This window comes from Lactobacillus delbrueckii subsp. jakobsenii ZN7a-9 = DSM 26046 (assembly GCF_001888925.1).
Lineage (GTDB): Bacteria > Bacillota > Bacilli > Lactobacillales > Lactobacillaceae > Lactobacillus > Lactobacillus delbrueckii.
In genome coordinates, this window is record NZ_CP018218.1 from 1,497,827 (window position 1) to 1,520,155 (window position 22,329).

16 protein-coding genes and 2 pseudogenes are annotated in these 22,329 nt (G+C 51.4%); 1 reads left to right on the top strand and 17 read right to left on the bottom strand.

Annotated features, from left to right (window positions below):
* Positions 1–23: 23 nt before the first annotated feature.
* The 5 genes from LJ046_RS07650 to LJ046_RS10460 all read right to left on the bottom strand — a co-directional run bounded on the left by LJ046_RS07650 (position 24) and on the right by LJ046_RS10460 (position 7,011).
* Entirely contained in the window at positions 24–2,258 is a 2,235-nt protein-coding gene (locus LJ046_RS07650; protein WP_002876782.1) for a DEAD/DEAH box helicase, read from the bottom strand.
* Between the two features lie 22 nt (positions 2,259–2,280).
* The gene (locus LJ046_RS07655) at positions 2,281–3,603 is read right to left on the bottom strand and encodes an ATP-binding protein (RefSeq protein ID WP_002876784.1); all 1,323 of its coding nucleotides are present in this window, start codon (positions 3,601–3,603) and stop codon (positions 2,281–2,283) included.
* Positions 3,603–5,501 carry a TerB N-terminal domain-containing protein gene (locus tag LJ046_RS07660; RefSeq protein WP_002876786.1) on the bottom strand — a complete coding sequence of 633 codons (1,899 nt, stop codon included), beginning with the start codon at positions 5,499–5,501 and terminating at the stop codon, positions 3,603–3,605. Before LJ046_RS07660 ends, LJ046_RS07655 begins: the two co-directional genes overlap by 1 nt.
* Before the next feature lie 131 nt (positions 5,502–5,632).
* On the bottom strand, positions 5,633–6,172 hold the full coding sequence (locus LJ046_RS10455) for a 5'-nucleotidase C-terminal domain-containing protein (protein ID WP_231128010.1): 540 nt from the start codon (positions 6,170–6,172) through the stop codon (positions 5,633–5,635).
* A complete protein-coding gene (locus LJ046_RS10460) occupies positions 6,127–7,011 on the bottom strand; it encodes a metallophosphoesterase family protein (protein ID WP_231128011.1) in 885 nt (294 codons plus the stop codon). Before LJ046_RS10460 ends, LJ046_RS10455 begins: the two co-directional genes overlap by 46 nt.
* Positions 7,012–7,120: 109 nt before the next feature.
* On the opposite strand from LJ046_RS10460, the gene LJ046_RS07670 reads away from it, so the two are divergent.
* Positions 7,121–8,170, top strand: a complete 1,050-nt coding sequence (locus LJ046_RS07670; RefSeq protein ID WP_002878880.1) for an IS30-like element ISL7 family transposase — start codon at positions 7,121–7,123, stop codon at positions 8,168–8,170.
* 54 nt (positions 8,171–8,224) lie between these two features.
* On the opposite strand, the pseudogene LJ046_RS07675 reads toward LJ046_RS07670, so the two are convergent.
* The 12 genes and pseudogenes from LJ046_RS07675 to rnc form a co-directional block, all read right to left on the bottom strand.
* Positions 8,225–8,725, bottom strand: a pseudogene (locus LJ046_RS07675) (bifunctional metallophosphatase/5'-nucleotidase); the annotation flags it as partial.
* A gap of 266 nt (positions 8,726–8,991) precedes the next feature.
* Complete coding sequence (rplS, locus tag LJ046_RS07680) at positions 8,992–9,339, bottom strand: 50S ribosomal protein L19 (RefSeq protein ID WP_002879741.1); 348 nt, start codon at positions 9,337–9,339, stop codon at positions 8,992–8,994.
* A 121-nt stretch (positions 9,340–9,460) separates the two neighbouring features.
* Complete coding sequence (locus LJ046_RS07685) at positions 9,461–13,018, bottom strand: DEAD/DEAH box helicase (RefSeq protein ID WP_002879740.1); 3,558 nt, start codon at positions 13,016–13,018, stop codon at positions 9,461–9,463.
* Positions 13,019–13,032: 14 nt separating this feature from the next.
* Entirely contained in the window at positions 13,033–13,770 is a 738-nt protein-coding gene (trmD, locus tag LJ046_RS07690) for a tRNA (guanosine(37)-N1)-methyltransferase TrmD (protein WP_002879739.1), read from the bottom strand.
* Positions 13,770–14,273: a ribosome maturation factor RimM gene (rimM, locus tag LJ046_RS07695; protein WP_002879738.1), complete on the bottom strand. Its 504-nt coding sequence runs from the start codon at positions 14,271–14,273 to the stop codon at positions 13,770–13,772. Before rimM ends, trmD begins: the two co-directional genes overlap by 1 nt.
* A gap of 61 nt (positions 14,274–14,334) precedes the next feature.
* Positions 14,335–14,607 carry a 30S ribosomal protein S16 gene (gene rpsP, locus LJ046_RS07700; protein WP_002879737.1) on the bottom strand — a complete coding sequence of 91 codons (273 nt, stop codon included), beginning with the start codon at positions 14,605–14,607 and terminating at the stop codon, positions 14,335–14,337.
* Between the two features lie 93 nt (positions 14,608–14,700).
* Positions 14,701–16,131 (bottom strand): signal recognition particle protein, encoded by a 1,431-nt coding sequence (ffh, locus tag LJ046_RS07705; protein WP_002879736.1) that lies wholly within the window; start codon positions 16,129–16,131, stop codon positions 14,701–14,703.
* A gap of 1 nt (position 16,132) precedes the next feature.
* A complete protein-coding gene (gene ylxM, locus LJ046_RS07710) occupies positions 16,133–16,474 on the bottom strand; it encodes a YlxM family DNA-binding protein (RefSeq protein WP_002879735.1) in 342 nt (113 codons plus the stop codon).
* Positions 16,475–16,525: 51 nt separating this feature from the next.
* Positions 16,526–16,735 (bottom strand): annotated as a pseudogene (locus LJ046_RS07715) (C69 family dipeptidase); the annotation flags it as partial.
* Between the two features lie 9 nt (positions 16,736–16,744).
* Complete coding sequence (gene ftsY / locus LJ046_RS07720; RefSeq protein WP_002879731.1) at positions 16,745–18,016, bottom strand: signal recognition particle-docking protein FtsY; 1,272 nt, start codon at positions 18,014–18,016, stop codon at positions 16,745–16,747.
* A 2-nt stretch (positions 18,017–18,018) separates the two neighbouring features.
* On the bottom strand, positions 18,019–21,579 hold the full coding sequence (gene smc, locus LJ046_RS07725) for a chromosome segregation protein SMC (RefSeq protein ID WP_002879729.1): 3,561 nt from the start codon (positions 21,577–21,579) through the stop codon (positions 18,019–18,021).
* Positions 21,579–22,274 (bottom strand): ribonuclease III, encoded by a 696-nt coding sequence (gene rnc / locus LJ046_RS07730; RefSeq protein WP_002879727.1) that lies wholly within the window; start codon positions 22,272–22,274, stop codon positions 21,579–21,581. The genes smc and rnc overlap by 1 nt, the downstream gene beginning before the upstream one ends.
* Positions 22,275–22,329: the final 55 nt, after the last annotated feature.

Here is a 22,329-nt window from a genome sequence, read left to right on the forward strand (position 1 = left end):
TTAGACATTATTGTACATCTTTTTTAAGCCTTTTGTCTCGTAATCTCTCCGATTGCCCGCCGCATTTCAGTCAAATCCAGGACACTATAGGCAAATTCTTTTCTGACCAGGTCATCTGGCAGGTATTCATCATACTTGTCAAAAACCGGAACTTCCTTTGGATAGAGCAAGTCCAAAGGGTCAAAGTCTTTAGCGGCTTCTTCAGCCAGGATCTGGTAAAAGTCTCCTTCACTGACATCCATGCTGAACTGGATGTAGTATGGCCGGACTGAGTCAAAATTCTTAAGCCCTAAACGGCTGGCACATTTCAAGCGCAAGAAGCGCTCTAGGGCCAGAAAAGCATAAGAACCCGTCCAAGGGAAAAGGCAGTAGGTCTTAGCCCCCAGGTTAATCAGCTGCTTATCTGGCAGGCCAGCGGCTTCCGCCATTGCTCTCGTTTCACGCAAGCGGGCAGCCGCGTTTTTCATCAAGTAAGGATACTGCCTCTCTTCTGCCAGAATCTTCCTCATCTGCTGGAGGACTTTGGGATGGATATCGCCGGCTACATCCCCAAAATATGCTGGGATCCGACCTTTAACCTGGTGGACGTAGACCTGCCGGCGGCGACGGTCGATTTCTTCAACCACCCAGACATGGCCGGCGATGGCGATTTTTTCACCCAAGGGCGGGGGCTTAACGATCGTCCCCAGTTCTTCTGACTCAGCGTGGACGCTGTATTCCTCGTTTTCCTGGAAAACGGCGTAAAACTTGAAATTGTTGGTCACCCGCTCGCCGGCTAGGCCGACGATCAAGCCGCCATTTTCCGTCAGCTGGATCTGGTCGGTCTTGATCAAGTGGCGGAGCAAAACTCTATAGTCATCCTGGCTGACCCAGCGGAAGTAGGACAGGGTCAAAACCCGGGAAGCAAGTTCTGCCGGGCTCATCTCCCCGCCGGCCATCAAAGTAGACATGGTCTGGTGGTAAAGGAGGCTGTATGGCAATTGGTGGTCTCTTGGCGGTTCAACCCAACGCTCTTGTAAATACAGCTCAACTAAGGCAATCCCCTGCAGAAGCGACCAAGGAAGCAAAACTGGCAGCATGGCCCGGCTTTCAGCCTGCTCTTCGCGCATGACAAACCACATCTCTGCTGGATTGCCCCTCCGTCCAGTACGCCCCATCCGCTGCAAAAAGCCGGAAACGGTAAAGGGCGCTTCAATTTGAAAGGCCCGCTCCAGCTGGCCGACGTCAATGCCCAGTTCTAAAGTAGCCGTCGCGCAGGTCGTAATATTGGCATCTTCGTCTTTCATGATAGCCTCTGCCCCCTGCCTCAGGGCCGCGGACAGGTTGCCGTGGTGGATCATGAAGCGGTCTGGTTCATTCTTATATTCGCAATATTGCCTTAGAACCTGGCAGACAGCTTCACATTCTTCCCGGCTGTTAGTAAAGACCAGGCACTTTTTGCCCCTGGTATGGTCAAAAATATAGGCCAGGCCCGGGTCAGCTAATTCTGGTGCCTGGTCGCTGGCTTGATCTAAAACGGCCTGGGCCGGCAAGGCAGAATGGTCGCCAGCCTGGTTACCGCTTTTATAGAAATGCTCCATTGACAAGCGCCAGCGCTGGGGCTGGCTTTTCACCTTAGGAATCCTGGTCTGACGGCCCGATCCGGCCCCCAAAAACTGCCCAGCCGCTTTCGGGTCCCCGATCGTAGCTGACAGGCCGATCCGGCGGGGTTTAACACTAGCCAGCCGATTTAAGCGCTCTAATAGGCAGAAGGTCTGCCCGCCCCGGCCGCTTCTTAAAAAGGAGTGCAACTCGTCGATGACAACATAGCGCAAATCGCCAAATAAGCGGGGAATATCCGCGTGCTTGTTGATCATCAGGCTCTCTAAGGATTCCGGCGTTATCTGCAGGACCCCCTGGGGCCTTTTGAACATTTTCCGCTTTTGAGCAGCTGAAACATCCCCATGATAGCGCCAAACCGGGACATCACTGCCTTCACAGATGTCTTTAAGCCGGTCATACTGGTCATTGATCAAGGCCTTTAAAGGGGCAATATAGAGGCAGGCAATAGAGTAAGCCGGATTTTCCGCCAAATCTGTCAAGATGGGAAAAAAGGCTGCTTCGGTTTTCCCGGAAGCAGTCGAAGCCGACAAAAGCAAATTGTCGTCAGTAGCAAAAATTACCTGGGCCGCTGCTGTCTGCAAAGGCCGCAGGGTCTCCCATCCCCGGGAATAGATATAGTCCTGGATGAAGGGAGCATAGCGGGAAAAAGCATCCATAAAAAACTTCCCTAATTAAAACTTAAATCGTAAATTCCGCAAAGTCGCTGGTCTTTTCATCAGACACGGCGTCTGACTTAGTGTAGGCAAAGTCCCCGTCTGTCAAAAGACTCTGCACGGTCTGGCCGGGATTTTGCAAGACAATGTCCAGCAGCTCGATAAAGTCCCGGATGATTTCTCTTGGGGTGATCATGCTGCTCGTGCCAACTCTGGCATATTCAATCTTGATAAAGTCAGCCAGGTCCTTTTCGCTGATCGTCCGCTCATTGCCATAAAGGCTGGCATGCATGTCGGCCAGTTTCTCCGTTAAAACCAGCATTTCTTCTGCCATCAAGGGTTCCAGGCGGATCACGGGAGCATACAGGTCCCGCTGCCCTTCCTTGGCAAACTTGCCTTCGGCCAGGCGGGACCTGAGGGCTTCGTAAGAGTAAACGCCCCGCCGCCGGTCTTCGACTGCCTGGGGCGTGGCCCCCATAATAATGCCCAGGTACTTGGCCTTGCCCTGCATGGCGTCATTGTATATGCTGAGCAGCTTTTCATAGTTGTACTGGCGGGAGATGGCGTTAGGAATCTTGTAGAGGTTGACTAATTCATCGACCATGATAAACATGCCGCTGTAGCCAGCCTGGCGGAAAAAGACGGCAAAAAGCTTCAAGTACTCGTACCAGTCTTCATCAGAAATAATGATGTTGACGCCCAGATCCTGCTTAGCTTCTGTTTTCAGCCGGTATTCCCCTCTAAACCACTTAACCACCTTACCCTTGGTATCCTCGTCGCCGGCCAGGTAGGCATGGTAATAGCGCTCTAACAGCTGGGCAAAGTCATAGCCATGCACCATTTCGCTCAAAGAGGAAATCTGGCTGACTATCTTTTGGTCAACGGCTGTCTGAAAGCTGGGGTCATCAAAAGGGATTTCACTGGCTACTGCCGTCTGGACATTGTTGATCCAGCGGTCCAGGACTAAAGTTAAGGCTCCGCCTTCCGGCCGGGTCTTGGTGGCCAGGTTCTGGATCAGTTCCCGGTAGGTGGCCAGGCCCTGCCCCTTGCTGCCCTGCAGGCGGCGTTCCGGGGACAGGTCGGCATCTAAGACGATAAAATTTCTGTCCATCACGTAGTTGCGGATGGTCTGCAACAAAAAACTCTTGCCTGACCCGTACCGGCCCACAACAAAGCGGAAGGAGGCCCCACCTTCTTTGACTAAGTCAACGTCGTGTAAAAGGGCCTCGATTTCCGCCTTCCGGCCCACCGTGATATATGGCAGGCCGATCCGGGGCACAACCCCGCCTTTAAGTGAACTGATAACCGTTTGGGCAATCCGCTTTGGAATCCGTTTCTTTTGCTCCACTATTTCTCCTCAATTCCTAATAAGTCAGCGAGGTCGCTCCGGTAATCTTCCACGATTTCTGCCTTCTGGCCATCGCAGTCGATTACGGCATCGCCGATTTCGTCAAAAATTTTCTCATTGATCTGGTCCACGACCACGCTTAAGAGCAGGTGCCGCTGGCGTAAAAAGTCCTGGTAGGGCTGGCCGGAAAAAAGAGCCAAAAGCAGCTGCTCTTCATTCTCGTCTAAGCCCAGGCCGCTGGCAGCCGTTTCATCAATTTCCTTTGTCATCTTTTCTTCTGCAGCAGAAGACTCAGATACTTGCTTATTACTCTCGCTAGTAATTTTCTCAGCTTCTTCGGCCTCCAGCTGCCGCTCTTCTTCAGTCAGCAGGCTTTCCTTGGTTTCAGCCGCGTCGGACCGGATCTGGCCTAGGATGGCCAGGTTGATCTTAACCTTTGGCCGGGCCCTTTCTATCAGAATTTCCTGGTAGTCAGCAATTCCTTGCACGATTGCCTGCTTAAAAGCGGGAGGCAGGTCTTTTTCTTTTAAGGCCCGCCCCTGCTTAAAGGCCTGCCGGCTCAAGCGGTCAAATTCATGCATGAAATTGGCCAAAAGCTGCCTCTGCCGGCCGGAAGGCCAGTAGACTTCATTACTCCACTGCCCGCCCTGGCAGCGGTAGACAAGGCCTGGCCCTAAAATGAGCTCAACGTCTTTGACCGGATCAAGGCTGAAGAAAACCGTATCGGCAAACATTTCTACCGGCAAGGTCGTTTTTTCTCCGACCAAAAGCTTAAGCAGCTGGTAAGGATTCAGGCGGACTTCCTGCCAGACCCGGGCCAGAAGCTCATAAAACTTCTCCGGCTCCTTTTTCAGCAAGGGATTGTTCTTGGGCAAATAAGAAGACAAGCAGCAGATGGCCTGGTAGAGTTCCTGTCCGCTCGCTTCACCAGACAGAAGATTATGATAAACTTCCCCCCGCATCAGCTCATCTGCAAAATCCGGCCGGATTTCCTCAAGAGCAAAACCGTAATAAACCAGGTAGTTCTGCAGGATGTGCTTTTCCTGCCAGCTAGTGGAAATATCCCTTTGCTCCACGCACTTGGCAAAAAGAAGGCGGAGCTGACGGAGGCCATCGGCTTTATCCTTAACCCCGATCTGGCAGACTAATTCACTGGCCAGCAAATAGACATAGGCAGCCGGAGCTGGCTTGTACTTGCCCTGCCGGAACTTGGTCCGCCAGGAAAAATAGGACCGCAACTGGTCGACGGTCAGATCATGGTAGACTGGTCGCTGCTTGTTAATTGGGACCATTTGGGCAAAGTCATCTTCATAATTAGCCATCAGCATCCCCTGCCGGTAAAAATTGCTCTCCCGCCGGGGTACGGCCAAATAGTCGTAACTCTCCTGCATCTGCCTAATCCCTTCCGGGATCACGGGCTGGCCTTTTTCAACCAGCAGGCGGTCAAAGTCGCTGTCTTTGAAAAAGGCTGGCCGCTTAGGAATTACTTCTTCTTGGAAGTCTTCTCCCTCATCATCCAGCAGGTAGATTTCATGCTCTTGCCTATCTTCTGCCGTATTTTTCGCTGTTTCCAAGGGCCGGGAGCTCTGATAGGCAGAATCCAGGGTCTTGTAAAAAAAGCGGTCGTTTAAGGCAGGATTATCTAAATCAACCCTGATCCAGGCCGGGTCCTGCATGAAGACGGCTGGTCCAAAAGCCGGCTGGGCAGCCAAAAACTTAGCCAAGGACCCGGCTTTCAGTTCAAACGTTTCGCGGCCGTCCTTCTTAAGGAGCAAGGCGAAACTTTCATTTGCTCCCGGGACCGTGACGGCAGCCAGGGTTTGCCCGGCCAGGTCGACATAGCTGGCCTCAATACCATATTTGCTTTGAATGTAGTCGGCTACTTCCGCCAAATGCATGCCTGCCCCTCCTTGCTGTTTTTATCATAATTATAGCACGATTTTTCGAACATTAGTTCCAAAACGCGTAAAATAAAATCTTCCCAAAGGGGAAGATTTCAAGAAAACAAAATTCACTTAAACTATTATTTCTATTTTTCCAGGGCCGCTGCCTGGTCAGCGGAAATTTCCACCTTCCGGTTCAAAGCCGGGCTGGCAATCTGCTTGCCGCTGGCCGTCTGCTGCTTAAGGTAGCTGATGAAGGTTTCCGTGTCAGTCCCGGTCAAGATGCCCACCTTTTTGCCAGCAGTGAACTGAGTAAAGTGGTCACCACCGCCAGCGATAAATTCGTTGGCGACAACCCGGTAAGTCTTGGTCAAGGAGAGTTCAGTCTTCTCGCCTTCACCGACATAAACCTTGACGATCTTGACCTTGCCGGCCGCGTCCTTGGTGTAGACATAGTGCAGACCGCTGACCAGGAGGTAGTAGTGGTCATATTGCTGGTTAAGGGCAGCTAAAATCTGCTTCCCGGTCATGGTCAGTACCTGCAGGCTGTTGCCAAAAGGCTGAACGGCCATGGCCGCCCCGCAAGTAATTGACTTATCACTGCCCACAGCCAGGCCGGACCGGACCCCGCCCCCGTTAGTCATGGCAAAGTCAGCCTTGAAGCCCTGCCGGTTGGCTTCTGACAATGCGCGTCAACAACCAAGTCGCCAACCGCGTTTTCATTGGAAGCATTGTTGTTTTCCCGGCCAGTGATTATTTCAGCCTTTTGGGCCGTAGCAATCTTTTGCTTGGTGATGGCTGAAACCCGCTTGTCAGCGTCAGCCACAATCTTGGCAACTGTCTTGTTATCCTTAGTCTTCGGGTCATCAGCAGCTGACAGGACTGGGTAGACATGAGAAACCAGGCTGCCCTTGACGAAATCCTTGGTCTTTGGACTGATGTAGCCGATTGAGTCAGTGTAGGCCTGGCCATACTTCAAAGCCTGAACCAGCCGGGTCTTGCCGACCTTAGCGTTGGCATACTGGTGAGAGTGGCCGGCGATCATCAAGTCAACGGTGTTTTTCGGATCGATCTTGTTCAGCTTCTTTAAGATCTTCACGCTGTCACCACTGGTGGTCAGCTTGCCCTTACTGTCCGCCGCCGTTTCAACCCCCTTGTGGGCCAAAACAACGATAGCCTTAACGCCCTTCTTGCGCAGAACCTTTTCATACTTGGCAATGGTCTTGGCTTCATCCAGGTACTTGAAGGCAGAGTAGTTTTTCTTAGTCGTCAAAGTTGGCATTTCCGTGGTCAAAATGCCGATAAAGCCGACCTTGGCCTTCTTCTTGCCCGCTTTTACGGCCTTGATGGTATAAGGCTTCCAGCCATATGGTACCTTACCGGTGGACTTTCTGACAACGTTGGCTACGATTAGCTTGATGCCTGACTTTTGGTGGGGGTAGGCCATTTCAGCGGAATTGTACTTCTTAGTTGGCTTTTTGCCTAAAAGAATCCGGTTCGCCGATTGTAAAATTAAACTGAACACTGTTCCGATCCAGTAAGAAAAATCGTTTTCACTGGATTAGAGCACAAAAAATCCATTTCAACCATCTGGTAGAATATGAATTACCACAAACATTTCTAGAGAGGTTAAAATGGATCATTCTTATTCTAACACTAAACCACACCAAAAGGGCAAGCACCTTACGCTAAACGACCGGACTACAATCCAGGAGCTGCACTCTAAGGGCTACTCTAATCGTGCTATAGCTAGAGAACTTAACTGCTCACCAAGCACGGTCGGATATGAGCTCAAAAGAGGCACAGTATCCCTGTATACCGGCAATGTGAGGCGGTATAAAGCTGTCGAAGGGCAAAGCACTTACGAACTACATAGAAGCGAATGCGGCCGCAAGAGCTTGTTTCTTCGCAGACATAAGTTCATCGACTATGTTTCCCACTGCTTTCATAATCAAGGCTGGTCTCTTGATGCTTGCGTGGGTTATGCTTTGGCCAAGGGAATCTTCCAGAAAGATCAGGTCGTATCAACCAAAACTCTGTATAACTACGTTGACTTGGGCCTAATGGACATCAAGAACGGTGATCTTCCAGAGAAGGTCAAGCGCAATACTAAGACTCGTCGTGCCCGTGTAAACAAGCGTATCCTGGGACGAAGCATCGATGAACGTAGTCCTAGAATCGAAAGCCGTAAGGACTTTGGCCACTGGGAATGCGATCTGGTTCTTGGACACAAGACTAAGGACGACGATGTGTTGCTTACTCTGTGCGAACGAAAGACGCGTCAGTTCTTCATGATCAAGATTGAGGATAAGACCTCAGCTAGCGTTATGAAGGCATTTGATAAGCTTCGAGAGTACTACGGATCCAAATGGAATCAAATCTTTAAGTCTATCACAACTGACAACGGATCTGAGTTCGCAGATCTATCCAATCTTGAGCAAGTTTCCAAGACTCTTGTGTACTACGCTCATCCTTATACATCTTGTGATAAAGGCAGCGTAGAACGGCACAACGGGCTTATCAGACGCTATATTCCCAAGGGAGACCGTATGGATAAGTACAGTGTGGAAGATATTGCTAAGATCGAGGTATGGTGCAACTCTCTTCCTCGGAAGATCTTAAACTACAAGACTCCAGAAGAGTACTTTGACACCGAACTTGACCGCATTTACCGGCGTAGATAGTCAAAATCTACCAGATGTTATGGTAAGTGTTCAATTTATTCTTGCAATTGGCGAAAGAATCCGGTTGAATTCACCCAAGCCCTCGTCAAATTCATGGTTGCCCAAAGTGCCGACGGTAAACTTCATGGCCTTTAAGGCGTGCATGGTTGGTTCATCTTGCAAAAGAGAAGAATTGGCCGGGGATGCCCCAACCATGTCCCCTGACTCGACTCTGAAGGTCGTGCCTTGCTTGTTTTTCTTCTTAAAATCTTTTTGGGCCTGGTTCAAGTAAGCGGCCAGCCGGGCTACCGTACCGGCATTGCTGTAGCTCTTTTGCCCCAAGGTCGCCGTACCAGTCGTCGACAGGTTGCCGTGCAAATCGTTAATGCTCAAAAACTGCACCGGAATATCCTTGCTGTACTTCTTGGGATTCTTCCAGTCCTTGCTTTGGGCCGGCTTGCTGGCAGTATCAGCCTTGCTGGTAACTTCTAATTTGCTGGCGCTAGCCTGGCCCGGTGCTAAAACGGCCGCGGCCAAAAGCAGAGCGGCAAGTTCTTTCTTGATGGATCTAGCCATGTTTTCCTCCGTGAATTACTCAATATTAAACAACAGCATATTGCTAGTATAGCGTAAAATGCAGCTAGTTAACAGAGAAAGTTCGGCTGCAAAAGACAAACAATTGCTTTTCCCCAATATGCTAAGCAGAAATTATGGTAAAAAACGGATTATTTTTAAGGTGAAAGTTATAATTAGTCAGAAAAAATGTTTTGCTTTTTAGGCTTTTTTGGCAAAAATAAAACTGCCTTGCAAAATGCAAAGCAGTTTCAGATTCGTTGTCAGAATTAACGACGACGTTCTGCGATACGAGCAGCCTTACCGCTACGAGTCCGCAGGTAGTAAAGCTTAGCACGACGTACGCGGCCGTGACGGATAACTTCAACCTTGGCAACACGTGGAGTGTTAACTGGGAAAGTCCGTTCAACGCCAACGCCGGAAGCGATCTTACGAACAGTGTAAGTAGCACCGATGCCAGTGCCCTTCTTCTTGATTACGACACCTTCGAAGATCTGGATACGTTCGTGAGTACCTTCAACAACACGTACGTGAACACGAACAGTGTCCCCGGCACGGAATTCAGGCATGTCATCACGAAGTTGTTCTTTAGTCAATTCTTGAATTAATGGATCCATTATTGTCTCTCCTTCTACGGCATTCATCAACCTCTCTGGGCCAGCGGAACACCCCTAATCTTTATTGGCAAAATACCACGTCTAATAGAATACCATCTTTAACCAGGCAAAGCAAGCTTCTTTAGTCCAAAATCTTGAGCAAGTCTTCCTTTTGCAGGCTGGCGCTGGAAACAGACTCTGCCGTCAAGATGCCTTGCGCCAGCTGGCTCTTGGCTTCCTGCAAGTCCAAAATAGCTTCCTCAACCGTATCCTTGGCAATCAGCTTGTAGACCGTTACCTTCTTTTCCTGGCCGATCCGGTGGGCCCGGTCAGTTGCCTGGTTCTGGGCCGCCACGTTCCACCATGGGTCATAGTGAATGACGGTATCCGCCCCGGTCAAGTTAAGGCCCGTCCCTCCGGCCTTAAGGGAAATCAAGAAGACCTTAGCCGGACTGTCTTTATGGTTGAAGACGTTGACTAAAGTCATCCGTCTGGCTTTAGGAGTCTGGCCATCGATCCGTAAAAAGACGATTTCCTCTGCCTTCAGGCTTTCTTCCAGCAGGTCCAGCATGCTGGTAAACTGGGAGAAAAGCAGGACCTTGTGGCCCCCGTCAATCGCGCTCTTGATCAAATCCACGCAGGCCAGGCGCTTTTCAGATTCGCCCTTGTAGTCTTCATAAAGCAGGCCCGGGTCGCAGCAGATTTCCCTGATCCTGGTCAATGCCGCCAGAATCTCTATCTGCTCGCGCCTGATACCTTCATCGTCCTCAGCCATAACCTTATTTTTCAAGCGGGCAATTTCAGCGTCATAGAGCTTTCTATGCTCCTTGCCCATGCCGACATAGCGGACTTCCTCCAGCTTGTCCGGCAGGTCCTTGAGGACGTCTCTTTTCAAGCGGCGGAGGATAAAAGGACCGACCATCTGATTGAGCCGGTTCAAGCAGTCCTGGTCGTCTTCCTTAACGATCGGACTTTCAAAATCCTTCTTAAATTCCCGGTAACTCTTTAAAAAGCCCGGCATGACGAAGTTAAAAATACTCCAGAGCTCACTTAAGCGGTTTTCAATCGGCGTCCCGGTCAAGGCAAAGCGGTGTTTGGCTTTAACCACGGAAACCGCCTTAGCCGCGGCTGTCCGCGGATTTTTGATCATCTGCGCCTCATCGATTACTTCATAGGCAAAAGTATGCGGCTCATAGTTGGCAATATCGCGCTTAAGCAGGTCATAAGACGTGATTACAACGTCAATTTCAGTCAAGTCTGCCAATTGCCCGCTTCGTTCTTTCTTAGAGCCAGACAAAACCAGCGTCTTCATTTCCGGGGCAAACTTTTTAAACTCAGCTTCCCAGTTAAGAACGAGAGAGGCCGGAGCCACGATCAAGCTCGGCTGGTCCTTTTGACTGGCCAGGAGGCTGATCACCTGAAAGGTCTTGCCCAGACCCATTTCATCCGCCAGAATCCCGCCAAAGCCATGCTGAGCTAGCCGGTTCATCCAGGCAGTCCCGGTCTTTTGATAAGGCCGGAGGATCTTCTCTAGGCCGGTTGGCAGTTTTAGCGGCGCTTCTTTTTGGTCAAAGTCAGCAAGTAATTGCTGGAAGTGGTCGTCTCTTTCAATTTCGCCCATCTCCTGCTCTTTTAAGAGCTGGTCGACGTAAAGGGCCCGGTAGGCCGGCATTTCCAGCTGTTCTTTGCCAAAATCCTTAGCGGTTAAATCTAAGTTTTTAGCTAAAAGGGCCAGCTTTCCCAAGTCCTGGCTGGCTGGATTAAGGAAGCTGCCGTTCTTCAAGCGGATATACTTCTTCCGGTCCTTGTACTGGCTGAAGACCTCCGCTAATTCTTCTGGCGTAAGCTCGCTTTTCAGATCCAGGCGCAAAAGCCCGTCACTTAAGGAAAGGCCAAAAGCCAGATTCAGCCTGTCTTTAAGCTTGAGCTTTTTAAAGGCTGGAGTAACTTCAACTTCATCAAAGGCGGCGAACAATTTTGGCATCCCTTCCAAAAGCTGGTATACCGCTTCGTCATCCCCTTTATCCAAGCGGCAGTCGCCGTCTTCCAGGTCAAAAAATTTCTCCAGCAGAGCAGCCAGCTTCTCTTCCTTGTACCAGTCCCGCTTAATTGCCCGCTCCCCGCTTGCGCCCAAGCGGACCGCCTTGCCTTGATAAAAGACCCGGGCCTGGCCAACTACTTCATCGCCCTCAACATCCAGGCGCAGCTGGCTATTTTCCAAGCCTCCTGCTTCTTCTAAAAGCTGCTGGGCAGCCGGGCTAATGGTCAAGTTGCTGTATTTTTTCAAAAGAGGCAGGACAGTAGCCTTGAATTGGCTCAGCTGGTTTATGTCAAAGGACACGTCAATGTTTTCTTTGTTGCCAAAAAGGGCGTACAGCATATTGCCGAGCTTGCCAGCAACAAATGCTTCATCTGTCAGCTGGTAGCTGGCCCGGATCCCCCGGAGAACCGGCGGGCAAATCCCGGTAATGCTGATCCCCCGGCCCCCGTATACATCGATCTCAAGCTCAGCTTTTTCCAGTTCGCCCCGCTTAGCAGGGACGACCTGCTTATTGTCCAAGTTTTCGACTTCGCTGCCTTCAACCGCCGCGAAAAAGCCGTCAATCCGGCCGGAAGCAATCTCAATGCTTCTTTTTGACTCTCCGTAAATGTCTGCCCCATCTGCCGCGATCGTAGCCAAGAAGCTGAACAGGCGCTGGCTGGCCGGGTCAAAAGAATCTGGTGATACCAAGACTTCTTCCTTGCCCAGGGATATTGGCCGCCAGCTTAAGACATCATCGACAAAATTCTGGATGTTTTTCACCACGTAAAGGCGCTTTTGGCCGACTTTAAACTTGACTAAAAAAGAACCGCCCGGCTCTTTCTCCAGCTGGGCCAAAAGCTTCACGCCCTCTAAGGCATCCTGGTCGAATTCTTCCAGCATCTCTGCCCTGGCCAGGGCACGGTCTGCCTGGTAGTCAGTTACTTCACCCGGGTTTTCCCGCATGATCATCAAGACCAGCTTCTGCAGGAGGGCAATTTCATGCCGGCAAGGGCCGGTAATTTCGTCTTGCTTGCATTCCGCAATATTGCACTTCAGCTCGCTTACTTGCTTAAGGCCAACTTTAACGTTGACCTTGTTCCTGTTCCCGCGGTTGGCGAAATGGATGAAGCCGGTAGCCGTTAACAGGGGCTGCTTATCATTAGCCTGGCTGTCATCCAGGTTAACGGCTCCCAAATGGGCCAGGGCCGGATTATCCCAGATCCGCTCCCAAAGGACCGGGTCAAAGTCAACCGATGCAAGAATCTTGCCAGGATCAAAAATATAGTTGACATATTTTCTGCCAAGGCCGTAGACCTTTTCAATAATCTCTTCCTGCCGCTTTTTGCGGTCGCTTGCAGGCAATTCGCTGGTCAAGGGTTCTTGAATGGCCTGCATCCCTTCAATAAAAAGCTCCGTGGCGTACAAGCAGGCTGCCTCGTGCTTGCAGTTGTAGCCTTCAGCCGCGTAAGGGCAGTCACAGTCCATCCACTTGATCTCGCTCCAGTCATCAGAGAAGTCAATCGTTACGTCATAGCTTTGCCCGGGCTTGCCAACCCGGCAGTGGATGCTGGCCGGCAATTCACTGTAGCTTGGCGCGTAGACCCAGTCCTTTTTCCAGTAATCCCTTCCCCGGTCCAGGATCCGGTTGGAAAAAAGCTTTCTCCATTGCAGGGTCATCTAATTCCCCTTTTCTATAGCTTGTCTTCTTCAGCCTGCTCGTCTTCTCTGATCTGCCGCAGCATTCTGACCTCTTCCGGGGTCAAGTCCCGCTTCTCCAGCAGGTCCGGCCGGTGCAGCTTGGTGGCCTTTAAAGCCTGGTAGTGCCGCCATTCATCGATCTTGCCATGGTTGCCTGAAAGGAGGACTTCCGGCACCTTTTGCCCCTCAAAATCAGCTGGCCGTGTGTATTGCGGATATTCCAAAAGGCCGTCTGAGAAGGATTCTTCAACTGTAGACATGGCATTGCCCAGAATCCCTGGCAGAAGGCGGACAGTGGCATCGATCATGCTCATGGTCGGCAGTTCCCCACCAGTCAAAACGTAGTCACCGATTGAGACCATTTCGTCAGCCAGGTCGTAAACCCGCTGGTCAAAGCCTTCAAAGTGGCCGCAAATGAAGGTCAGGTTTTCTTCCTTAGACCATTTCTGGGCCATCTGTTCATTGAAGGTCTTCCCCTGGGGAGCCGTAATGATGACCTTGCCCTTGTTTTCCAGTGAATCAAGGGCATCCTTGATCGGCTTGACCTGGAGAACCATCCCGGCCCCGCCCCCATAAGGAGTATCGTCGACTGACTTGTGCGGCCGGTCAGAAAAATCGCGGAAGTTGACCAGGTTCAGCTTCCACTTGCCATCTTCCTGGCCCCGGCCCAGCAGGGAAACCTGCAAGGGGGTAAACATTTCAGGAAACAGGGTCAATACGTTGATGTTCACTATCTCAAGCCCTCCATTAATTCAACCCGGACTTCTTTTTTATCAACATCCACGCTCTTAACGACCTGCGGGATGTATGGGAGCCAGAAGCTCTTGCCGTTTTCATCAGTTACTTCCCAGATGTCATTGGCGCCTGGCGCTTCGATATCAGTCAATTCGCCGATTTCTTCCCCGCTTTCATCGTCCAGGACCTTGCAGCCCAAGAGCTCTCGGTAGTAGTAGACCCCGTCAGGCAGTTCCCCCTGGTCTTCTTCGCTGATCAAGATTTCCGTCCCCTTCAGCTTTTCCGCCTGGTCAATATCAGTGATTTCCGCAAAAGTTACCAGCCAGAACTGCTTAAAGGGCCGGCCAGCAGCTACCGTCACTTCCCGGCTATCGTCGCCCAGGTAAAGGCGGGAACCAGCTCTGAAACGGTCTTCTGGAAAGTCGGTGGTCAAAGCGACCTTGACTTCACCCTTCAAGCCATGGGTCGCGATAATTTTGCCAACATTGTAGTAATTCATGGTGTATATTTTTCCTTTTCAACAAAAAAAGTTTGAAGCTAGTGCCCCAAACCTTTTCCAATTATTTGTTGTACTTTTCGTCGTGCAACTTAGCCATCAAGCCAGCGCCTGAAAGAAGTGAACGAACAGTGTCTGAAGGTTGTGCACCCTTCTTCAGCCATTCAAAGATCTTGTCTTCATCAAGCTTCAATTCCTTTGGTTGTGAAACTGGGTTGTAGTAACCAACTTCTTCGATGAAGCGGCCGTCACGAGGTGCACGTGAATCTGCTACAACAATCCGGTAAAATGGCTTTCTCTTGGCACCCATACGGCGCATACGAATCTTAACTGACATTAATTAGTCCTCCTAAATTTTAATAGTTATACTATAACACCCAAAAAGCAGCCTGTAAAGTGTTTTTACTTAACAGCCTGCTCTTTTTTAAAATTATGAGTGGAAGCGCTTGACCTTCTTCATTTTCTTGACCTTCTTCTTCTTGAAGCTCTTCCCCATCCGCCGCATGGCCATCTTAGCCATCGGGCTGTTCATGCCAGGCAATTTCTCCAAGTCCTTGAAGTTCCCCTTGGTCACCTTGGACATCATGTCCTTGGCCGTCTTGAACTCCTTGATCATCCGGTTGACTTCCACAATCGGCACGCCTGACCCGGCCGCGATCCGCCGGCGCCGGCTCGGGTTAAGCAGGCTTTCGTCTTCTCTTTCGGCTGGCGTCATGGAGTAGACGATGGCCTTGGTGTGGGCGATCTGCTTCTCATCGATTGAGAAGTTCTTCAATTGCGGGTTATTGGCCATACCGGGAATCATCTTCATGATTTCATCCAGCGGCCCCATCTTTTGCACCTGTTCCAGCTGGTCGATAAAGTCGTTGAAGTCAAAAGTGTTTTCCCGCATCTTCTGGGCAACTTTTTCCGCCTGCTTGGCATCGTAGTCCTGCTGGGCCTTTTCGATCAAGGTCAGCATGTCCCCCATGCCCAGGATTCTGGAAGCCATCCGGTCCGGGTGGAAGACTTCCAGGTCGGTCAGCTTTTCCCCTTGCCCAGTGAAGAGGATTGGCTTGCCGGTGATGGCTCTGATAGACAAGGCGGCCCCGCCCCGGGTGTCACCGTCCAGCTTGGTCAAGATGACCCCAGTCACGTCCAGGCGTTCATTGAAGGTCTTGGCCACGTCAGCAGCGACTTGCCCAGTCATGGCGTCAACTACCAAGAGGATGTTGTCCGGCTGGGTGACCGCCTTGACTTCTTCCAGTTCCTTCATCAAAGGTTCGTCGATTTCCAGCCGGCCGGCCGTGTCGATGATCACGTAGTCGTTTCTGTGGACGGCGGCTTCTGCCAGACCGTCTTCTACAATCTTGGCCACGCTCTTTTCTTCCGGATCGCTGTAAACCGGGACCTTTAAGTCCGCCCCGATTTGCTTGAGCTGGTCAATGGCCGCTGGCCGGTAGATGTCGCCGGCAATCAAAAACGGCCGGGCTTTTTCTTCCTTCATCAAGCGGTAGGCTAATTTGCCGACCGTGGTGGTCTTACCAGTACCTTGCAGACCGACCATCATGATAACAGTTGGGATGTGCGGTGACTTGGTTAAGCCGACCGCTTCTTCCCCCATCATCTTGGTCAGTTCTTCATTGACGATCTTGATGACCTGCTGGCCTGGAGTCAGTGATTCCTGCACTTCCTGGCCCAGGGCCCGCTTTTTGATGGTCTTGATAAAGTCCTTGACCACCTTGAAGTTGACGTCGGCTTCAAGCAGGGCCAGGCGGATTTCCCGGGAGGCGGCGTTGATGTCTTCTTCAGAGATCTTCCCCTTCCCGGTCAAGTTGCGCAGGGCCTTCTGCAAACGTTCGCTTAAATTTTCAAATGCCATTTTATTCTCCTCTAATTATCTGCAGCAAGTCTTCCAGCTGCAATTTGACCGTTTCCTGGTCACCGGCGGCCAGGCTGGCTAAGGCCTGGCTGATGCCTTCTTCCAATTGGCCGTAACTGGCCAGCAGCCGCAGCTTGTCTTCGTATTTTTCCAAAGACTTGGCGCTACGCCGCAAATTGTCATAGACCGCTTGTCTTGAAACATTCCGGTTGTCGGCAATTTCGCCTAAAGACAGGTCGTTGTAGTAATAATCTTCAAAATAATCCTGCTGGCCCTGGGTGAGCAAGGCGCCGTACATGGCGTACAGGTCACCCAGAGCTTCGTTTTTGCTCAATTCATCCATCTTTTTCACCTAATTACCAGTATAGCAAAAAGTACTGCAAGTGCAGTACTTTTAGAGATTTTTGTCCATATTAAAAGTTAGCTTGGACAGCTTGATGGCTTCCTTAAAGAGCTGGCCCCAAAGCTTTTCGATTTCCTGGCGGCAGTGGGCCACCGTTTCCTGGTTAGCCTTGGTCAAAAAGGTGGTCAGTTCTTCGCCAGTGAGGCCTTGGGCCTGGTCGGTTACTTCGGCCACCCGGGCGCGGAAGTAGCGGTTCAGCTTTTTTTAAAACTACAGCAGGTCGTGGAAGAGGCCGACGGCATAGTTGGCCGCGTCAAAGTCGGCCAGGTCTTCTGCCTTTTCGCCCAGGCCAACCAATTTGACTGGCAGCTTCATTTCGTGGCGGATGGACAGAACCACCCCACCCTTGGAGGACCCGTCCAGCTTGGTTAAGACTAAACCAGACAGCTTGGTCGTCTTGTCAAAGTCCTTGGCCTGCAGGAGGGCGTTTTGGCCAGTTGACCCGTCCAGAACCAGGAGGGTTTCAGCCGGCTGATCTGGCAGGCGCTTCTTGATGGTCCGCTGGATTTTTTCCAACTCGTTCATCAAATTGACCTTGTTTTGCAAACGGCCGGCCGTGTCAACCAAGAGATAGTCTGTTTCTTCCGCGATCGCCCGCTCTAAGCCGTCGTAGACCACGGCAGCCGGGTCAGCCTTGTCTGGGCCAGTTACGACTGGAACACCGGTCCGCTTGCCCCATTCAACCAGCTGCTCAACCGCGCCGGCTCTGAAAGTGTCGGCAGCGACTAACAGAACCTTCTTGCCCTGGTCGTGGAAACGCTTGGCCAATTTGCCGACCGTAGTGGTCTTGCCGGCCCCATTGACGCCGACGAAGAGGTAGACATTTGGCTTGGCGTTTGGATCGTAGGCCAGCTTTTCGTTTTCGCTGTTGGCATTTTCGTCATAGACTTCCACCAGCTTTTGAACAATGACCCGCTTTAAGTCATCCCGGCTCTTGGCCTTTTGTAGCTTGGCTTCTTCTCTGAGCTGGTCAGTCAGTTCTTCACTGGTCTCATAGCCAACGTCAGATTCAATCAGCAATTCTTCCAAGTCGTCAAAGAAGTCTTCGTCAACCGTTCTGAATTTGGCCAAAAAGGCATTGAGGCGGGCACCAAAACCCTTGTTGGACTTCTCCAGCCCCTTTTCATAGAGCTCGGTTGTCTTTTCTTCTGTACTTTCTTCTGCTGGTTCAGTGGTCTCTTCTTCAGCTTCAGTCTTTTCTTCTGCAGTTTCAGTAGTTTCTGTTTCTTCTTCTACATCTTCTGTAACTTCAGCAGATTCTTCTTCAGCTGCTTCAGTAGATTCTTCATCAGCGGTTTCTTCTTGCTCTTCAGCCTTTTCTGCTACCGCTTCTTCAGAAGTTTCAGTAGTCTCTGCAACTGCCTCATTTTCTGTTTCAGCATTTTCTTCTGCGGCTTCTTCCTGGTCAGCCTTGACTTCTTCTGGCTTTTCTTCGTCTTTTTGGCCGAACAGGCTCTTTTTGATTCGATCAAATAATCCCACGATTATACCTCATCTTTTAAATCTTTCAAGGAGACCGACAAAATCTGGGATACCCCGGATTCCTGCATGACCACCCCGTAGAGCTGGTCGGCTTGTTCCATGGTCCCCCGCCGGTGCGTAATCACGATAAACTGGGTCTGGCTGTCATATTGGCGCAGGAAACGGGCAAAGCGGACGACATTGGCATCGTCCAGGGCCGCTTCCACTTCATCCAGCACGCAGAATGGCACTGGGTTGACTTCCAGCATGGCAAAAAGCAAGGTGATCGCCGTCAGCGACCGCTCTCCGCCGGACAGAAGGCTCAAGCGCTGCAGTTTCTTGCCAGGCGGCTGGGCGATGATTTCCACCCCGCTCTCCAGCAAATCGTCCGGATCCGTCAAGGTCAAGCGGGCATTGCCTCCACCAAAGACCACCGGGAAAAGGCGGCTGAAAGAGGCCGAAATCTGCTGGAAAGTCTGACCGAAGCGGTCCTTGACTTCCTGGTCCAATTCATCCATCGACTGCTGCAGGTTGCTTCTTGCTTCCAGCAGGTCGTTCTGCTGCCCTTTCAAGAAGTCATAGCGGTCCTTGACTTCCTTATATTCGTCAATCGCGCCCAAGTTGACCGGGCCGATGTCTTCCAAAGACATCCGGTGCAGCTTGACGCTGCGGCGCAGGTTCTGCTGGTTTTCTTTCGTATTTTCCAGCTTGGCCTGGGAAAGCGCGGCTTCATAAGTCAAAGAGTAGTCTTCCCTTAAACTGTCCAGGTGCTGCTTGAGCTGGCCTTTAACCGTGGCCAGCTTGACTGAGAACTCTTCTTGTTCACTAGCCGCGTCTTTTCGCAAGTCATAGTTTCTGGTCGCCACGGCTTCCAGCTGGTTGATTTGCCCGTTTAGCTGGCCCAAAAGCTGGCTAGCTGCATCCAGGTCAGCCTGCTTGTCTTTTTGCTCAGCCAGGAGCCGGTCTTTCTCCAGGCCCAGCTCCTCTTTCTTGCTGGCTGACAATTGACTGGAGTTGTCCAAAGCAGCCATTTTTTCTTCCAGCCGCCCGATCTGCTTCTGGATAGCTGCCTTTTGCCGGCCGAGCTCAGCCTTTCTGGCTTGCAGGTTTTCCTGCTTGTTGGCTAAAACCGCCAATTGCGGGTCAAGCTCAGCCAATTTTTCTTGCACACCCTGGTTTAAATCGGTGTAGTTCTGAATGGTCTCTTGTAGGCTGGCCAGGTCGCGTTTTTGCTGGTCGGCCAAAGCGGCCAGCTCTTCCTTCTTAATCTTTTGGGCCTTTACTTTGCCAGTCAAATCTGCCAGGTAGGCAGCTTGTTCAGCCTGCTGGACCTGGTAGAGCTGAACGGCGCTTTCCAGGCGCTTGACTTCTTTTTCCTGGCTTTGGAAGGTCAAGACTGCCGCGCTCAAGTCCTGCTGCAGGCTCTGCAGGTCCCGACTGATTTGCTCCCGGGTCTCCTGCTTGTCTTTAACTTGCTTGTCTAAGTCTGCCAGCTTTTCTTCTTTGATATGGAACTGTCTTTCTAATTCCTCCAGCATGGCGGTCGTCTTGTTGATTTCAGCCGTTGTCTGCAAAGGGGAATTATTCCGCTGGTTGCGTGCCCCGCCAGTCATGGCCCCACCGGGACTGATGACATCCCCGTCCAGGGTAACGACCCGGTAGTGGCCGATCTGCCTGGAGACAGCCAGGGCCGTGTCCATATTGTCAACGATAATGATGCTGCCCAGCAGGTACTGGATAGCTTCTGAAATGTCAGTATCGCCCTTAGCCTCAACCAATTCGCTGGCCAGGCCTTGAAAGCCGGCAAAGCGTTCCAGAGCCTGCCGGGTTGAAGCGGGAATTGCCCGGTATCTTAATGCATCCAGGGGCAAAAAAGTTGCCCGGCCCAGTCTTCTGACCTTCAACTGCTGGATGGCATCTTTAGCCGCCATCCGGTCTTTAGCTACCAGACTTTGAACGCTGCCGCCAAGGGCAGTCGTCATGGCTGCTTCCAGGTCAGCCGGGAAAGTTAAAAGCTCCCCAACTGCCCCGATAATGCCCGGGAAGCGGTCTGGCTGGTTTAAAACCTGTTTGACCCCCGCATAGTAGCCATCATGCCGCTTCTGGATATTGACCAGGGCATCCCGGCGGGCAGTCAGCCGCTGGAGGTTGGTCAAATCTGCCTGCAGCTGCTTTTGGGCAACCTGCTGTTCGGCAGCTAATTTCCCTAATTGGTCGCTGGCTTCCTTTAATTCCGCCTGCAGCTGGTCAATTTCTGCCCGCAGCTTTTGCCCTTTCAACCGCAAGCCTTCCAGTTCTTCCTGGCTCTTGGCCAATTGGCTGGAGGCATCTTCATAGCGCTGGTCCTTGCTCTCTTTGGCCCGCTTGATCTCCCCTTCCAGGTAAACCAGCTGGTTGTTGGCACTGGTTTGGTCCTGCAAGGTCTGAATGTATTGCGAGCGCAGGTCTTCTACTTTCAACTTGAGGCTGGCCGGGTCTTCTTTCAGCTGGTCGACCAGCTTTTGTCTTTTGCCTTTCAGCTGATCCAATTGCCCGACATATTCAGCTTCCTGGTCAGCCAATTTGCTGATTTCCGCATCCGTAGCCGCCAGATTTTCCTTTAAATCAGCCAGCTGTCTTTGGTATTCCAGCCTAGTTGCCTGGTCAAACTGCCGGGACTGCTGGGAAACCTGCAAGGAAGTGTTGATTTCTGAGAGCCGGTTGGTCAATTTAAGGACTTCCGCTTGCACCTGGTCCCGCTTTTGGCTTTCCAGCTGGAATTCCTGCCGCTTGGCTGCCAGCTTGGCCTGGGACTGCTTGACTTCCGCGTCCAGCCGGCTTAGAAGTTCCTGACTCTTGGCCAATTTCTGGGAAACTTCCCTTTCTTCCTGGGCCAAGTCGGCGATTTCAAAGGCCAGCAGGGTCTTTAAGTCCTCATCAAGGGCGGCTTTTTGGAATTGGTATTCCTGGGCCAAGGAGCTCTGTTCATGCAAGGGCTCCAGCCGCTTCTCCAGCTCGTTGACCAGGTCGTTGATCCGGATCAGGTTGTCATTGGTCGTCTCCAGCTGCCCTTGAGCCTGCTGCTTTTGCTGCTTAAAGTGGAGCACCCCGGCTGCTTCTTCGAAAATTCCTCGTCTTTCCCGGGCCTGGGAATTGAGGATCTGGTCCACCCGCCCCTGGGAAATAATAGCCAGGCTGTTTTGGGAAATGCCGGAATCCAGAAAGAGCGCCCGGACATCCCGCAGACGGACCGGCTGCTGGTTGATCAAGTATTCATTGTCGCCGGACTTTAAGATCCGCCTGGTAATTGAGACTTGGTCAGCTGAAAAATCCAGTTCCCGGTGTCGGTTGTCGAAAACCATGGTCACTTCTGCCCGGTTTAAGGGCTTGCGGAACTGGCTCCCGGCAAAAATCACGTCTTTCATGTTGCGGCCACGCAGGGATTTAGCACTGCCTTCCCCCATGACCCAGCGAATGGCTTCAGTAATGTTGCTCTTGCCTGACCCGTTAGGGCCGACAATGCCGGTAATCCCTTTAGTAAAGTCAATCACCGTCTTGTCTGCAAAAGACTTGAAGCCTTCCAAAATCAAACTAGTTAAAGGCACTATTTTCCTCCATTCAAGTGCTCCAAGGCGTGGCTGGCCGCGTCCTGCTCAGCCTTCTTCTTGTTGCGTCCTTCCCCGCTAGCTAGCTTCTTTCCGTCGACCAGGACTTCAACTTCAAAGTGGGGCGGCTGCTGGCTCTCATTCAACACCCGGTATTCGATGGTCACGCTGCCGTTTTGCTGCAAAAGTTCCTGCAGGTCTGTCTTAAAGTCCCGAGACGGGGTAAAGTAGCCAGCCGCGATTAAAGGATAAACGGTCTGTCTAAGGAACTTTTCGACAGCTTCAATCCCCTGGTCTAAGAACAAGGCACCGTTGAAGGCTTCGAAGACGTCTTCCAAAAGGGCCTTGCGCTTGCGGCCGCCAGCTTTTTCCTCGCCAACGCCCAGGTTGATTTCTTCTTTAAAGCCGCAGTCCAGGGCCACTTTTGAGAAGCCTTCAGTGCGGACGATATTTGATCTCAATCTGGTCAGTTCCCCTTCATTTAAGTGCTGGAAGTGGCGGTAAAGGTAGTCAGAGACTGTGAATTCCAATACCGCGTCTCCCAGAAATTCCAACTTTTCATAATTCCCCAAAGTTTTGCCGGGATTTTCATTGACATAGGAGGAATGGGTAAAGGCTTCCTCCAGCAAGCGGACATCCTTGAAGCGAATCCCGTATTTTTCATCCAGCATTTTAATAAATTTAGTTGAGACCATGAACTATACATCCTTTCATAACACTAAGAATTATATCAAAAGCCCGCCATAAGGG